Annotated in this window: 8 protein-coding genes and 1 riboswitch; of the genes, 1 reads left to right on the top strand and 7 read right to left on the bottom strand. The window is 68.9% G+C overall.

What is annotated here, in order from left to right; translation table 11 throughout:
* Positions 1–60 precede the first annotated feature (60 nt).
* Positions 61–169: riboswitch (SAM riboswitch) on the bottom strand.
* 76 nt (positions 170–245) lie between these two features.
* The 6 genes from ACFXC1_RS01730 to ACFXC1_RS01705 form a co-directional block, all read right to left on the bottom strand.
* Entirely contained in the window at positions 246–1,130 is an 885-nt protein-coding gene (locus ACFXC1_RS01730) for a glutathione S-transferase C-terminal domain-containing protein (RefSeq protein ID WP_381237322.1), read from the bottom strand.
* Between the two features lie 66 nt (positions 1,131–1,196).
* Positions 1,197–1,310, bottom strand: coding sequence for a putative leader peptide (locus tag ACFXC1_RS01725; RefSeq protein ID WP_381237321.1), 114 nt, complete (start codon positions 1,308–1,310; stop codon positions 1,197–1,199).
* 115 nt (positions 1,311–1,425) lie between these two features.
* Positions 1,426–2,676 (bottom strand): alginate lyase family protein, encoded by a 1,251-nt coding sequence (locus ACFXC1_RS01720; protein ID WP_381237319.1) that lies wholly within the window; start codon positions 2,674–2,676, stop codon positions 1,426–1,428.
* Positions 2,677–2,703: 27 nt separating this feature from the next.
* Positions 2,704–5,949, bottom strand: coding sequence for an alginate lyase family protein (locus ACFXC1_RS01715; RefSeq protein ID WP_381237317.1), 3,246 nt, complete (start codon positions 5,947–5,949; stop codon positions 2,704–2,706).
* Between the two features lie 218 nt (positions 5,950–6,167).
* Positions 6,168–7,697 (bottom strand): glycosyl hydrolase family 28 protein, encoded by a 1,530-nt coding sequence (locus tag ACFXC1_RS01710; protein ID WP_381237314.1) that lies wholly within the window; start codon positions 7,695–7,697, stop codon positions 6,168–6,170.
* Positions 7,698–8,004: 307 nt separating this feature from the next.
* A complete protein-coding gene (locus ACFXC1_RS01705) occupies positions 8,005–9,822 on the bottom strand; it encodes an ABC transporter ATP-binding protein (RefSeq protein WP_381237312.1) in 1,818 nt (605 codons plus the stop codon).
* 142 nt (positions 9,823–9,964) lie between these two features.
* Between ACFXC1_RS01705 and ACFXC1_RS01700 the strand changes: the two genes are divergently transcribed.
* Positions 9,965–10,990: a glycoside hydrolase family 43 protein gene (locus tag ACFXC1_RS01700; RefSeq protein ID WP_381237310.1), complete on the top strand. Its 1,026-nt coding sequence runs from the start codon at positions 9,965–9,967 to the stop codon at positions 10,988–10,990.
* Positions 10,991–11,008: 18 nt separating this feature from the next.
* On the opposite strand, the gene ACFXC1_RS01695 is transcribed toward ACFXC1_RS01700, so the two are convergent.
* Positions 11,009–14,578: a choice-of-anchor D domain-containing protein gene (locus tag ACFXC1_RS01695; protein WP_381237308.1), complete on the bottom strand. Its 3,570-nt coding sequence runs from the start codon at positions 14,576–14,578 to the stop codon at positions 11,009–11,011.
* Positions 14,579–14,850: the final 272 nt, after the last annotated feature.

Here is a 14,850-nt window from a genome sequence, read left to right as displayed (position 1 = left end):
ATGTGGCCGTCCTGGGAGCTGCGTACATGGCGTCACCTGTCACTGTTCCGACCCCGCAGGGCCTCGCGCTTACCGAAACGTCATCCGGTCCGGTCGTCACCTGGGGCACCCCACCGCGTGCGAGGGTTGCCGGTCAGCAAGCCAGGGCTTGTCGCTGACACTCATGACCGTTCTGGCCGCAAGTTAAGACAATTGCCCGAACGAATGTCAACGGCCGTCCACCAAGTGGACGGCGCGGACGCCGCTCAACTGCGGCAAGCTCCCGTTTCGTCCGCCGCATGGGCCGCCCAGTCCAGGATCTGGACAGCGGCGCCGGCGGCCTCCAGGCCCTGGCAGCGGGCGTGGTGGCGGCGGGCGATGCCGTCGAGGTCTAGGTGGGTGCCGAAGGCCGGGTGGGCGGCCAGTCGGCGGGCGTAGGCCCACAGGTGGGGGTGGTCGGCGATGCGCTGCACGGCGGCGGCGTCGAGGTGGTAGCGGTGAACGGTGTCCAGTTGCACCAGCGTCACCCACAACTCGACGTCGGCGGCGGTGAGTTCGTCGCGGATCATGTGCTCGCGGCCGTCCAGCCAGCGGTCGAGCGAGCCCAGCGTCTCCAGCAGCCGTTCCAGCGCCTCGTCGCGCTCCGCCTGTTCGCCGCCGACCGCGCCGGCACGCTGTGCCGCGTCCTCGATGCCCTGCGCGCAGAGCCGCTCGACGGCCTCGATCTCCGACTCGGCACCGCACGGGTAGAGCTCGGGTCCGCCCGCGCCGAAGTACCGGGCGAGGTCGCGGGTGATGTCGGGGGCGTGGGTGCTGACGATGCGGCCGGACCAGTCGTCGCTGAGCACGGGCGCGGCGGCCGGTCCGGAGTAGCGGTGGGCGCTCGCCTCGTAGAGCGGGCGCAGCGCGGAGTGTCCACCACTCGGACAGTCTGGTACGGCGGACAGGAACACGGCCGGACAGCTCTCGTGGAGGCCGAGCAGGCTGTGGGTGACGGCGATGCGCAGGCCGTCGGCGCAGGCGGTGGACAGATGGAGGCGGTAGCGGCGCGGAACGGCGTAGTGCCCGCTGCGCGCGTCGCGCCCGATCCGGCCCCTGAACTGTGGCGCGGAGCGGGGTGAGGGGACGGCGGCGAGAGGCGTTACGGACATGGGACTCCCCGGGTACGGGCGCGTGGACGTACGCGCGGCGGAAGCGTCGTCGAACGGTGGAGGGGCTCAGCGCAGTGGGCTCATGGCGCTGCAGACCCGCAGCAGATCGATGTGACGGCGGGAGGTCAGAAGGGGCGAACGGTCCACTCGGCTCGCGGTGACCGGCTCAAGGCGCCCCATGTTTCCCTACCTGTTCACTAGGATTCCCTACTGGAGTGTCGATCCACCGTCGCCCGGGGTCAAGAGGGCGTCCACGGGTCGGGCACAGGTCCCGACCCGTGGACATGCCGGGCCGCTACTTCGCGTACATCAGGGTCCCGAAGCCGAGCTGGTCGTAGCCACCGCTGTCGGAGCCGTAGTCACCTCCCCCGCCCTCGGGTGCGACGAGGTCGTAGTACATGGCCGAGATGTACTTGTCGTCGAGGCCGATCCGCCGGTTGTAGTGGAAGTGGAGCATCGCCCACACCGGCCGGATCTGGCCGCGCGAGGCGGAGGAGATCACCGTCTGGGAGGACGAGGCGCAGCTCTGCCCGGTGCCCCAGGTGTAGGTGGTGAAGGGCACGTCGCTGCCCGCGTTGTACTTCGCGACGTACTGGGCGGCCTTCATGAAGCGGCGGCTGTCGTACGAGTACAGGTCGTCGCCCTGGTTCCAGGCCATCTCGCACACGGCGCCCAGCTGCCCCATGCCCATGACGGTGTGGCCCTGGTCGCGGCCGGACTCCTGCCACTGGCCGAGCGCGTAGCCGTCCGAGTCGGTGTACAGATACGGCACGGCGTGCGCGATCGAGCCGTTGCCCGCACTCGACTTGAAGTACGTGACGGCCTGGTCGTACTTGGCGCTGTCCTCGTTGAGGATCCCGATGGCCAGAATCGACGCCATGTTGCACAGGTCCCAGTTGGCCCAGTAGTTGGTGATGCAGGCGTCGTTGTGGTTGGTCAGGAAGCTGTTGTTGAGCGGGTAGAAGACGTTCGCCAGCATCTGCTGGGCAGCAGACAGGTTGAACCCGCTGTAGTCCCGCATGAGTTCGCAGGCGTTGGCGAACTGCCAGCCGTAGAGGCCGGCGGCGAGGAACCGGTCGGCGTTTCCGGTGACCGAAGTCAGCGTCGACGACCAGGCGTTGAGGATGTTCGCGGCGCACACGGCGTTCGCCTCGGTGCCGCCGACCTTCCAGCGCAGGGCGTTCTGGTAGGCGGCGGCGATGTCGTTGTAGAGCAGGCTGTAGTTCTGGCCGTCACCGCCCCGGATGATCGTCGCCGTCGCCCGGTTCGTCCAGGTCGACTGCGAATGGGAGTTGGCGGTCAGCTTGTTCCAGCCGGACAGCCAGGGGTCGGTTCCCGCCGCGACCCTGACCTTGGCCCGGTTGATGTCTCCGGCGTTGTGCAGCATGCCGGGGTGGGTGAAGGTGGCCGGGGCCGCGTGCGCGGTCGTGGCCACCACGGCGCCGCCGAGAGCGACGGCTGCGGTGAGCCCGCCCGCGGTCCTCAACAGACCGCGGCGGCTCAACTCTGTTCTGCGGAGGTGCTCGTGGGGGGAAGTGCGGCTCATTGCTGTGCATCTCCAATCCGTGGAGGATCAGGTGGGCGCGATGCTCACCTCGTCGAACTCCGCGGTGCAGCGGACCGGTTGACTGCGCGAGCAGACCACCAGACCGACGTAGTAAGGGGCGTCACCGAAGCCGGGGATCTCTCCGTCGGCGAGGGGGGTCCAGGTGACACCGTCATCGGTGGACAGGGCTGCGCTGAAAACGGTCCCGGCACGCTTCAACCGCAGCAGGGCGGGGAGGGTGACAGCGGCACCGCCGGTGAAGGCGGAGGCACCGGCCACGGTCTTGCGGAGCATGAGCTGCGCGGTCGTCCGACCGCTGACGATCACGCCCGCCGCCTGGTCGAACGGCGACAGCGACTTCGCCATGAGCAAGCCCACCCGGTCGGCCGTCGCACCGGTCCGGGAGACGAGCCGGGCGACGACCTCGCAGTCACCGCTGACGGGCCGCCGCACGAACTGCCCTGTCATTCCCTGGCCATTGGCGTTCAGGTCGACTCCCGCGCCCCGCACGGTGAAGGTCCCGCCGTCGTACGACGTGCTGCCCGGCGTGGTGATCGCCACCACGCCCAGCGTCCCGAAGGCCCGGTCGTCGAGCACGGTGTCGCCGAGGTCGCCGTACGTCCACGGCGCGGGCGGCGCGCTGCCGACGGTGAGGGCGAGGGTACCGATGGCGGTCCCTGAGGCGTTGGCGGCAGTGGTCGCGACCGTGAACTCCCCTGCCTCCGTGGGGATTCCGGAGATGAGCCCGGTACGCCGGTCGATGCGCAGACCGGCGGGCAGGCCGTCCGCGGTGAACCGCACGGGCTCGTGCGAGGCCCGCAGCAGATGGCGGAAGTCGGCTCCGTCGTTCGTGAACACGGCGTTCGCGGAGGTGAGTTGGGGCACGGAGGGGGTCGGCATCACGGCCCGCGCCGGTGTCGAACGCGGCCCGCGTCCATCGGCGTTCGTCTTCGCGACCGTGTAGTGGTACGCCGTTCCAGGCGTCCCCGTCGCGTCGACGTACCGGATGCGCGTGCCGAAGCCGACCGGGCCGACGCGGGTGGCGAGGGTCTTGTACGGTCCGGTGGCTCGGGTGGCGCGCAGGACCGTGTACTCGGCGGACAGGTCCGGGCCGGACCAGGCCAACTCGACGGCGTCGGCACCGGTTTCGGCTCTCAGGTCAGTGGCGGTGCGGGCCGGCCGGGGTACGTGCCAGACCGTGCCCTTCGCGGACGTCACGCCGACGTTGTCGAAGGCGCCGGTGCCGGTCTCGGTGTAGTCCTGGTCGACGCCGAGGCAGGAGATGAGGGCGAGGCCCGCGTAGGCGGTGCGCCCCAACTCGGCCTCGGCGGAACCGACTTCGGTCCAGTGGACGCCGTCCGGCGAGATGGCGCCGGTGCAGCGCGCACCCTTGCGGGTCACCCGCACCCAGTAGGGCTTGCGCAGCCGGTAGCCGTCGCCCGCGCCCTCGACGTACGGCGCCTCCAGCGGGGTGGCCGACTCGGGCAGCGCGCCGAGATTGGAGATCGGGAAGGACGCGTTCACAGTGATCGCCTGCTGCTGCGAGGGCGGCACGGGCGTGCTGCCGGTCTCGGAGACCTCGGCGCCGGTAGCGGGCCGGGTGGAGAACACCCCGCTCCAGGTGTGCAGCGGCAGGCCCTGGATGAGCATCGAGGCGTGTGCCGCGCCCGCATCGAGGGAAGCGCGGACGGTGACGCCGATCTTGGAGTACTGCGAGCTGAGCGGCCACACGATCCGCGCGGTGACCGTGCCGTCGCCGCGCAGCGGGAGGTGGACGAGCCGGTAGGTTTCGGCGGTGCCGCTCGCCTCCAGGACGAAGCGCTCACCGTCGAAGACGGCGGAACCGGGGATCCTCACGTCCCCGATGTCCTGGGTCGACCAGGGGCCGGGGAGACCGGCGGAGGCGGCTGCCCATGTCGAACTGCCGCTCTCCCCCATGGTGTTGGAGGCCGAGACCGTGTAGTAGTAGGTACGCCCCGCGTGCACGTCCCGGTCGGTGTACGTCGGCTGCCCGACCCCGGACGCGACCCTCACATAGCGGCCGTCGACGTCGCTCGCCCGCAGGACCGTGTAGGAGTCGGCCCAGGTCGACGGCAGCCAACTCACCTGCACGGAATGGTCGTTGCCCACGGCTGTGACACCGGCCGGCGGTGTCGGCAGGGTCGGTGCGGATGCCGTGGCGCCGGCGTAGGCGAAGGTGCCCCAGCTCGGCAGGTCGTCGTTGCTGCCCTCGACTATCCGGGTGCCACCGGTGCCACGGAAGACGGCGTTCTTCGTGTACGGGGTGTCGAGGCTGCGCACGCCCGCGTAGTGCGCGTACGCCATCTCGTAGATCGGCGGCAGGGTGCCGCGTGAAATGGCCGAGACAGACAGCTTGATGTACTTGCCGGTGCGGTCGAGGTCGGGAACGAAGGGGACGTCGCCGCCGAGGTTGTAGCGGGCGGCGTACTCGACGTTGGCGAGGATGCGGTTGTCGTCGAAGCCCCAGAGGTCGACGCCCTGGTTCCAGGCGACCTGCGCGGCGTCGGCGAGCAGACCGACCGCGAGTTGTTCGTGGCCCTGGTCCCGGCCGCTCTCCTGGCCCTGGCCGGCGGCGGTGACGATGCGGTGGAGGACGCTGCCGTTGCCGGCACCGGCCGCGGCGAAGCGGAGCGCGTCGTAGAAGAGGGTGGGTTCTTCGCAGAACACCCCTATGGCCAGTAGGGATTGAAGGGACGTCAGGTCCCAGTTGCCGTTGGCGTAGAGGGTGTAGCAGGAGAGCGCCGGGTACCAGACGCGGAGGAAGGAGTCCTCGCAGCGGGCGATGTCGGCAGCGTTCCAGCCGTCGTAGCCGGTGTGGCGGAGGAGTTCGGCCGCGTTGACGAACTTGAAGGCCTGGAGGCCGGCACCGAGGGGGCCGTCGGCTCCGGTGATGGCGGTGAGCGAGGCGGACCAGGCGTTGAGGATGTCGCGGGCCTTGTCGGCGTGCGCGGTGTCGCCGGTGACCGCCCAGATGAGGGCGTTCTGGTAGGCGGCGGCCGAGTCGGCGACGGCCTGGCTCTGGTAGTTGGCGGGGCCGCGGCCCCACGTGGTGATCTGGCCGGTGTTCTGCACGGTGTACGACGAAGAGGAGCGCGCGTGGGCCGCGAGTGCCAAGTAGCCGTCGTAGACCGGGGATTGCTTGGCGGCGACCGCCGCCTTCATCCGGGCGAGGTCGTCGGCGGTGTGCAGCAGGCCGGGGTGGGAGAAGGTCACCTCGGTGTCGCCCGGGACGGCAGCGGCCCGCCCGGGCACGAGCAGTCCGCTCGCGCCCGAGGCCCACAGGAGGGCGGCGCCACCGAGGAAACCCCGGCGGCTGAGCGGACCCGGTGTATTCGACTGCGGCTCTGCAACAGCGCCCCAAAGGGGCGCGGGGCTGTATTCATCAGCGGCTCCGCCGCGGGGCGCGACCAGCCCCAACGGCACCGCAGCCGACCGACAACCCCGCCCCGCCCTTCCAGCGAAGCGCTCCGTCATGACGCCGCAGCCGCCTCGGCCTCGGCGGTCGTGAGGAACCTCAGGTTGGTGACGTGCTCGTTGTAGAACCACTGGATCGCGTCGGTGGTGTAGTACCAGCTCGGCTTCTTCATCGAGTCGGCGACGACCAGCCCGTTGATCACCAGGTTCTCGAACGTGACGTTGTTGATGGCGTGTTCGGCGTCGTAGCCGAGGAAGAGCGACGGGTTGGCGTGGGTGCCCGTGTAGCTGAGGTTCTTGACGTAGACGCCGTCGATGCCGCGGCCCACCGAGGTGTTGTACTTCGTGTTGAACATCACCTTCATGTAAATGACCTGGCCCCAGCGGAAGTCCTCGATCCGTACGTCCTCGATGCGGACGTTCTTGATGAGGTTGGAGTCGCCGGGGTTGAGGGCGATGCAGCCCTGGTAGTTCATCTGGGGTTCGCGGTGGTCGAGGATGTCGATGTTCTGGATGACGAGGTTCTCGATCGTCTCGGGGGCATCGGAGTTGCCGTGCGTGCCGACGTTGATCGGGTGGGCGACATCGGCCCACAGGGTGCAGTTCTTGACGGTGATGTCGCGGGTGTCGCCGTAGTAGTTCCAGCGGTGGCAGTAGATGGCGATGCAGTCGTCGGAGTTGCGCATGAAGCAGCCGTCGAAGGTGATCCGGGTCGAGGAGAAGACGTCGAATCCGTCGCCGTTGCCCTTCGAACTGAACGCGCGTGCCTTCTTGATGTGGACGTTGTCGCTCTCGGCGAACGTGCCCGCGTAGCCGGCCGGGTTGAGGATGATGACGTCCTCGACGCGGATGTTCTTGCTGCCCTCGCAGAGGATGGCGCCGCCGGGGTTGTTGTAGAGCGCCCCGCGCCCGATGAGTTTGGACCGTTCCACGTCCTTGAAGTAGACCTGCGCGGTCAGGACGGCGCCGCCCGCGAGGTAGACCGTCTTGCCGCTGGGGACCAGGAGGACGTTGCCGGTGACGGTGTGGACGCCGGGGCCGAAGTAGATGACGTCCGGATCGTCGGCGGACGGGGCGTGGTGTTCGACGCGGTTGGTGATCAAGTGCAGCGCGTCGAAGATCTCGTCGTTGATCTGGACGACGACGTCCTTCGGCGCGTCGAGGGTGAACCGCAGGGTGTCGCCGAGGAGTTCGGGCTTGATGCCCAGCGCGTCCGGTCTCACCCGGGCCTTGGTGGTACCGCCCTTGAGGTACGTCACCTCGATCTCCACCGAGCCGTTGAAGTCGAAGTACGCCATCGAGGAGTTGTAGACCTTGCCCGACCCGGTGGTGGCGTTGATCTCCTCGAACTGCGGCCGGTAGATGTCGAGGGTCTGCCAGGCGCCGTCGGGAGCGGTACGGACCCGCACCTGAAAGCTGGTGTTGGCCGGCATGGTCGCGGGGCGCGGGTAAGTCACCAGCTTCGGGAGGGAGTTGTGGCCGTCACCGGCGTGCGCCGCCGTGGCGGTCAGCCCGGACAGACCGGCGGCGAGCGCGGTGGCACCGGCGGCTTGCAGGGCCGTACGACGGGAAAGGGGCGTGTTCATGCTGCGACTCCTCATTTGATTTGCTCCTTCACCTGCGGGGCGCTCCAGCCGGTGTCGAGCCCGCGACCGTGCTCAGCCCTTCGGCCCTCCGCGCGCTCGCGCTCTCGACACCGGCACCTCCAATAGAAACCGGTTGTCACGCGTTGGGGCAGAGCTTCTTCCGGCTCGGAAACGGCGTCAAGACCTTGAGCGAACTTTCGAAAAGACTGGATGACCTCGACGACACAGTCCTGGAACACCGTTTGCTAGAAACCGGTTGTCCACGAGCGCGCCGGAAATCCCGGACACCGGGCCGGTGTCCGGGACGTCAGCGCAGGTCGGCGGCGCGCTCGGGACTCTCGTCGAGGAAGCCGCCCGACTGGTGCTGCCAGAGCTTCGCGTAGGCGCCCTCGGCCGCCAACAGCTCCTGGTGGGTGCCCTGTTCGACGATCCGGCCGCGGTCGAGGACGACCAGCCGGTCCATACCGGCGACCGTGCTCAGCCGGTGCGCGACGACGAGTGCGGTCCGCCCCTCCATGAGCCGCCACAGCGCCTCCTGGACGAGGACCTCGCTCTCGGAGTCGAGGGCGCTGGTGGCCTCGTCGAGCAGCAGGATCGGCGCGTCGCGCAGGATCGCCCGGGCCAGGGCGACGCGTTGGCGCTGTCCGCCGGAGAGCTTGATCCCGCGCTCCCCCACCATCGTGTCGAAGCCGTCCGGCAGCCCGTCGGCGAACTCGGTGACATGCGCCGCCTCGGCCGCCCGGCGGACCTCGGCGTCGGTGGCGTCGGGCCGGGCGAACGCGATGTTCTCCCGCAGGGTGCGGTGGAACATCGCCGGGTCCTGCGGGACGTAGGCGATCAGGCTCCGCAGGTCGGCCTGGCGCAGCCGGCTGATGTCCTGACCGCCGATCAGGATGCGGCCGGCGTCGATGTCCGTCATGCGCAGCAGCAGCCGGCTGAGCGTGGTCTTGCCGCCGCCGGACCGGCCGACGAGCCCGATCTTCGTCCCGCTGGGGACGTTCAGGTCGAGGCCGTCGAAGAGGGTGTCGGCGCCCGCGTGGGCGAAGGTCACGTTCTCGAAGCGGACGTCGGCGGCGCGGGAGAGCAGCGGTTCCGGCGTGTCCGGGTCGAGCACGGTGGGCGAGGCCAGCAGCAGTTCGGTGAACTGGGCGGCCTCGGTCATCGAGCTCTCCAGGCGCCGGTAGATCTGGTTGAACTCGAACATGATCCGGGTCGCGTTGGAGTAGTACGTGAACGCGACGACGACCGCCTCGACTCCGTGCTCGCCGCCGCCGAGCGCGACCGCGAGCAGCAGGCCAAGTGCGTTGGTGAGTACGGACAGTGGCGCGACGATGGTGTCGATGCGCAGGTTGCCGTAGTCCCAGGAGCGCAGGGTCAGCCGTCGTGACTTGGCGACGCGGGAGCGGTGTTCGGCGGCCTCGCGTTCCTCGGCGGCGAACGCGCGGACCGTGTCCATGTTCATCAGGCTGTCGGCGACATGGCCGGAGACCCGGGCGATGGCCTCCTCGCGCTGGTCGACGAGTGCCTGACGGCGCCGGATGAGGGGTGCCACGACCAGGGCGGTGAGCGCGATCATCACCAACAGCCCTACGACGAGCAGCGGTTCGTAGCGCCACAGCACGACCGAGCCGAACAGCAGCGGCACCAGGCTGCCGACGACCTGGAAGGTCATCGTGTCGACGAACTCCTCGAAGCGGGAGGCGAAGCTCAGCACCCGCTTGGTGAGGGACCCGGCGAAGTTCTCGTGGAAGAACGCGGCGTCCTTGGCGAACAGTTCGTCCATGCCGATCACATACAGGTGCTCGATGCCGAGCGCGTCCAGCCGGTTCAGACAGTGCAGTCCGAGCCGCCACAGCACCTCGGAGAAGAGCAGGACAGCGGCGAACCCGAGGACGTACGGCAGGGTCGAGCCGACGCCGATGCCTTTGTCGTCGGCGATCCGGCCGACGAGCTTCGCGACGATCAGCGGCGCGATGTAGTTGATGCCGATGTTGCCCAGCGCGGGCAGCAGTGTGCCGGGCGCGGTCCATCGGCGGAGCCGGGCCAACTCCCGTCCGTAGTAACGCAGTGCGAGCAGCACCGAGCCCCGGCGCGACCCGGCCTCGCGCGATTCAGGCGTTCCCATCCCCACCCCATGATTTAGTACGGCGCCCGGCATCGGCGCTGGCCAGGAATGGCAGTGTCCCGCGCGGGGACCGGTGCGGTCCAAGCGTTTTTCCCTCAACAGTGGTGATGCGCATGGGAGATGTGGGCCCTACGGTGACAGCATGGTGATCCCGGTGAGTGAGCCCATGCGGCTCCCCGACATGCCCCTGCACGATCCGTTCGTCGTCGCCGACGAGGACACGCGCACCTATCACCTCTACACGTCCAACGAGCCGTCCGTGTCGGGTGTGGAGGGCGTCGGCACGATGGTCTACCGCAGTCACGACCTGCGCGACTGGACCCGTCCCGCGGTGGTGTTCCTGGCTTCGGAGCAGACCGACCTCTGGGCGGGCGACGGCGGTTGGGCGCCGGAGGTGCACGCGTGGGACGGCAGGTACTACCTGTTCACCACGCTGCACGACGAGAAGAGCCCGCTCCCGGTGCCGCCAACTGGCAGATGGGGCACACCGTTCGCCCTCCCGAACCACCGGCGCGGCACGGTCACGGCCGTGTCCGATTCCCTGCTGGGCCCCTTCACCGCGGTCGACCCGCTACGTCCCACCCCGCCCGAGCACCTCATGACCCTGGACGGCACGCTGTACGTCGACCCGTCCGGGCAGCCGTGGATGGTGTACGCGCACGAGTGGCTGCAGACCGTCGACGGCACGATGGAGGCGATCCGGCTGGCCCCGGACCTGACCGGGACGATCGGCGATCCGGTCTTCCTGTTCAAGGCCTCGGACGCGTCCTGGATCGGCGAGGAGATCCCGGCCGGTGTCCCGCACCAACTCCCGCCCTACGTCACGGACGGGCCGCAGTTGTACCGTACCCCCGACGGTTCCCTGCTCATGCTGTGGTCGACGTACGAGAAGAACCGTGCCGACCCGGACGGCACCCTGAGCGGCGGCTACGTCCAGACGTACGCCGTCTCGGAGTCGGGCGAACTCAGCGGGCCGTGGCGTCAACACCGGCCGCTGGTACGGGAGGACAGCGGGCACGGCATGCTGTTCCCCACGTTCGACGGGCGGTTGATGATGATCCTCCACCGCCCGTTTGAGAACGCGCGCGGCAAGCTCTACGAAGTGGAGTTGCTGGACCGCGAGTTGCGGGTGGTGCGGCAGCGCACGGACCTCGACGGCGGGGGCTGACGCGACACCGCCCGCTTCTCAGGCTCCGAACACCTGGAACTCCGAGACCTGCCCGGCCGGCCAGCCGTTGTTGGCGGAGATGGTGAGCCGTACGTAGCGGACGCTGACCGTGGAGGGGAGGGTGAGGGTCGCGGTGTTGCCGGTCGCCGGGTCGAAGGTGTAGCCCGCCGCCGTGAGGAGTTGGGTGGAGGTGCCGGCGTCCGTGCCGCCCTGGACGGCGATGGTCTGGGTGCGGGTGGACCAGGCCGTCGCCGGCGGGAGGTTGAGGACGATCCGTCTGACGCCGGTCGCGGCGCCCAGGTCGACCTGGACCCACTGCGGGAAGGCGTTGTTGGCGGACTCCCAGTAGGTGCCCTGGTTGCCGTCCGTCACGTTCGACGAGGCGTAGACGTCGGTGTGGCTGGACTCGGTGGTGGCCGCGCCCGCAGCCAGGTTCCGGCTCACCGTGCCGGCTCCGGTGCCGGTCAACTGGACGGTGGTCGTGCCGTTCGACGCGTTGTCGGCGATGCTGAGATCACCGGTGCGGGTACTGGACGCGGTGGGTGTGAAGGTGACGGCCACCGTGCAGGAGGCGCCCGCCGCGATCGACGTCCCGCAGGTGTTGCTCTGCGCGAAGTCGCCCGTGGTGGTGACGCCGGAGACGGTCGCGGCGGCGGTCCCCGTGTTCGTCACCGTGACCGACTGCGCGCTGCTCGCCGTGTTGAGCGCCTGAGTGGGATACGTCAACGACGTCGGGCTGGCCGACAGGGTCGCCGGGGAGGAGCCGCCGCCGCTCGGGAACACCTCGAAGTCCGACAACTGGGCAGCGTTCCAGCCCGTGTTGGCGCTGATGTTGACCCGCACATAGCGCGCCGTGGCGGCGGTGAACGTGATGGTCACGGTGTTGCCGTTGGCGCTCGGGTCGAAGGTGTATCCGGCCGATGCCTTGACCGTGGAGAAGCTGGAGCCGTCCGTGGAGCCCTGCACCGACAGGGTCTCGGTGCGGGCCGACCATGCCGTGGCCGGCGGGAGTTTGAGGACGACCTTGCCGACGCTGTAGTTCTGGCCGAGGTCGACCTGTGCCCACTGCGGGAACGAGCCGTTCGTACCTTCCCAGTACGTCGACGCGTCCGGGTCGGTGAGGTTCGAGGCGACGTAGGGACTGTCGCTCGAACTCGCCGAGGCCGGCCGTCCGGCGCCGATGTTGGTGGTGCTGTCGATGCCGGTGCCGGTCAGGGTGACCGTGGTCGGGCTGTTGTTGGCGTTGCTGGTGACGGTCAGGCTGCCCGTGCGCGCTCCGCCCGTGGTGGGCTTGAAGCCGACGGTCACCGTGCAGGAGGCGCCGACCGCGAGGGTGGAACAGTTGTTGGTCTGGCTGAAGTCACCGGTCGCCGCGACCGCGGAGACCGTCGCCGACGCGGTGCCCGAGTTCGTCACCTTCACCGTCTGCGCGGCGGCCGACGAGCCGACCACCGTACCGTCGAAGGACAGACTCGCCGGATCGGTGTTCAGCACCGGTCCCGGCGCGGTGCCGGTACCGGAGAGGGTGACCGTGTTGGTGACCCCGCCCGCGTTGACGGTCAAGACGCCGCTACGGCTGCCCGTCGCGGTCGGCGCGAACTTCACGCTGACCGTGCAGGAGCCGTGGGCCGCGATCGACGAACCGCAGGTGTTGGTCTGGGAGTAGTCGCCGCTGGTGGAGATCGAGGAGACGGACGCCGCGGAGCCGGTCGGGTTGGAGACCGTCACGGTCTGGGTGTCGCTCGTCGAACCGGTCGCCACCGAACCGAAGTTGAGCGCGCCGGGGGTGGCGGTCACGCCTTCGGGCGGATACGGCGGATACACCGGGGCCGGCCAGCCGCCGCAGTAGGGCGTGCCGCTGATACCGGAGTTGCCGCCGCCGTCGGTGACCACGAAGTTGCCGCCCGAGCAGCTGTACACCGGGTTCGAGTAACCGACGCCGGTGGCCGTGACGTTGGTGAACTTGGCGGCGCCGCCCGTCTGTTCCTGGAGGGCGAAGGTTCCGGTGCCGGCGATGGTCACGTTGTTGAGGTTGACCCCGCTGATGGTGCCCTCGACCCACTGGACCGCTTCGTAGGGGCTCTGCTGGATCAGCGCGTTGGTCACGTTGATGGGTCCGGTGATCGCGCCCTGGCTGCCGTCGAACCACAACGCGCCCACGCCGAACTGCCAGTTGGGGTCGAGACTGCCGGCCCGGACCATGGTGTTGTCGGAGATCGTGGTGGTGCCGACCGGCGTCGAGGTGAAGCGCTGCCCCACGTGGATGCCGCCGCCCTGGGCGATGCCGGTGTCGACGACCCGGTTGCCGCTGACGGTGTTGTCGTGGCCGCCGTAGATCGCGATGGCGTTGGCGAGGATCTGCAGGGACACGGTGTTGTTGGAGATCGTGTCGTTGGCGTCGGCTCCGATGGCGGAGTCCGCCCAGGTGGCGATGCCGTCGTCGCCGGTGTTGCGGATGTCGCTGTTGGTCACCTTCGAATTGGTGACGCCGCCATGGAAGTTGATGCCGTCGGCGGTGGTGTCCCGGATGCGCATGCCGATGAACGTCAGCCCGTCCATCGGCCCGTCCATCCAGGCGCCGACCTTCATGTGGTCGATCCACAGGTTGGACACGGTGGAGCTGCTCATCGCGCCGCCGATGCCGTTGACCTGGGCGCTGTCGTCGCGTTCCTGCACATTGCCGAAGATCGCGAAGTTCTGCAGGCGGACACCGGTGCTCGCGTTGGGCGCCGAGTTGCCGTAGAAGCCGGGGGCCGTGCCGGTGACGGTCGAATACCACATGCCGGCGCCGGCGATCGTGACGTTGTTGACGCTGATGTGGCCGGGGATGTTGAAGGTGCCCGGCGGGATCCAGACGGTGCCGCCGGGGCCAGCCGAGCTGATCGCGGCGTTGAAGGCGCTGGTCGCGTCGGCCACGCCGGTCGCGTCGGCGCCCTTGCTGGTGACCGACACCGAGCCGGAGGGGGCGGTCAGGGCGGCGCCGACCTGCTCGAAGTCGGCGAAGTCGATGGTGTACGAGGAGGCGGAGTCGCCCGCGTCGACCTGGAGCTTGAAGGTCGTGCCCGCCGGATAGGTGGTGGAGAACAGGCGGTGGGCCTCGTCGTAGAAGTGGTGCGGGTTGCTGCCCGGGGTGTTGGTGAAGGGGTAGCTGCCGTAGTACCAGCTGTAGGCGTTGGTCAGGGTGAAGTCGGGCTGCTTGACGCCGTTGACGTACAGCGACAGCGCGGCGGTGTACACCGAGCCGCCCGAGGTGTCCGGGATGCTGTACCGGAAGTTGATCGAGTTGGTCGCCACCGGCGTGGTGAAGGTGACGTACTGGCCGGTGCCCTGGAGGGTCGTCGCCTTGCGGTACGACGCCTCGTCGGCGAGCTGGCCCGCGGTGTAACTCGGGCCGATGTTCGTGCCGTTGGTGGCGGAGTTCTCCGCCTGTACCTCGGCGTAGGGCAGGCTCGCGCCGCTGCCGCCGGTGGCGGTGGACGCCGCCGAGGCGGGTGGTGCCGCCAGAGCGAAGACGCCTACGGCGGCCAGCATCACGGTGCCGACCGCCCAGACGAGGGCTCGTCTCAGATCTCGGATGGAATGGAACACGTGCCACTCCTTTGATCACGAAATGCCGCGATTGTTCCGCTGGCATCGCCAGGGAGGGGAGGGAGACGGGGGGTTGGTGACGATGCATGGGGGACCGTAATGTCATAGACATGATCACGCAATAACTAGACAGAACTCTGCAACAAACAAAAACACGGTCCGCAAGATCTCAGGCGGGCCGCGCATATGCCTGTGGAGTCCTCACAGTGGGGGGGGGGGCACGGGTTTGGGGGGTTGTTTTGGTGTGGGGTTGAGGTGGTACGGGGTGGTGT

This window comes from Streptomyces hokutonensis, assembly GCF_042751305.1.
In the GTDB taxonomy this organism is placed as follows: Bacteria; Actinomycetota; Actinomycetes; order Streptomycetales; family Streptomycetaceae; genus Streptomyces; species Streptomyces hokutonensis_A.
This window is presented reverse-complemented; position numbering and strand designations above follow the sequence as displayed.

Coding starts and splice junctions, on each gene's coding strand:
- ACFXC1_RS01705 (WP_381237312.1), bottom strand. CDS start 9,822: ATGGGAACGCCTGAATCGCGCGAGGCCGGGTCGCGCCGGGGCTCGGTG.
- ACFXC1_RS01710 (WP_381237314.1), bottom strand. CDS start 7,697: ATGAACACGCCCCTTTCCCGTCGTACGGCCCTGCAAGCCGCCGGTGCC.
- ACFXC1_RS01730 (WP_381237322.1), bottom strand. CDS start 1,130: ATGTCCGTAACGCCTCTCGCCGCCGTCCCCTCACCCCGCTCCGCGCCA.
- ACFXC1_RS01700 (WP_381237310.1), top strand. CDS start 9,965: ATGGTGATCCCGGTGAGTGAGCCCATGCGGCTCCCCGACATGCCCCTG.
- ACFXC1_RS01725 (WP_381237321.1), bottom strand. CDS start 1,310: ATGGGGCGCCTTGAGCCGGTCACCGCGAGCCGAGTGGACCGTTCGCCC.
- ACFXC1_RS01720 (WP_381237319.1), bottom strand. CDS start 2,676: ATGAGCCGCACTTCCCCCCACGAGCACCTCCGCAGAACAGAGTTGAGC.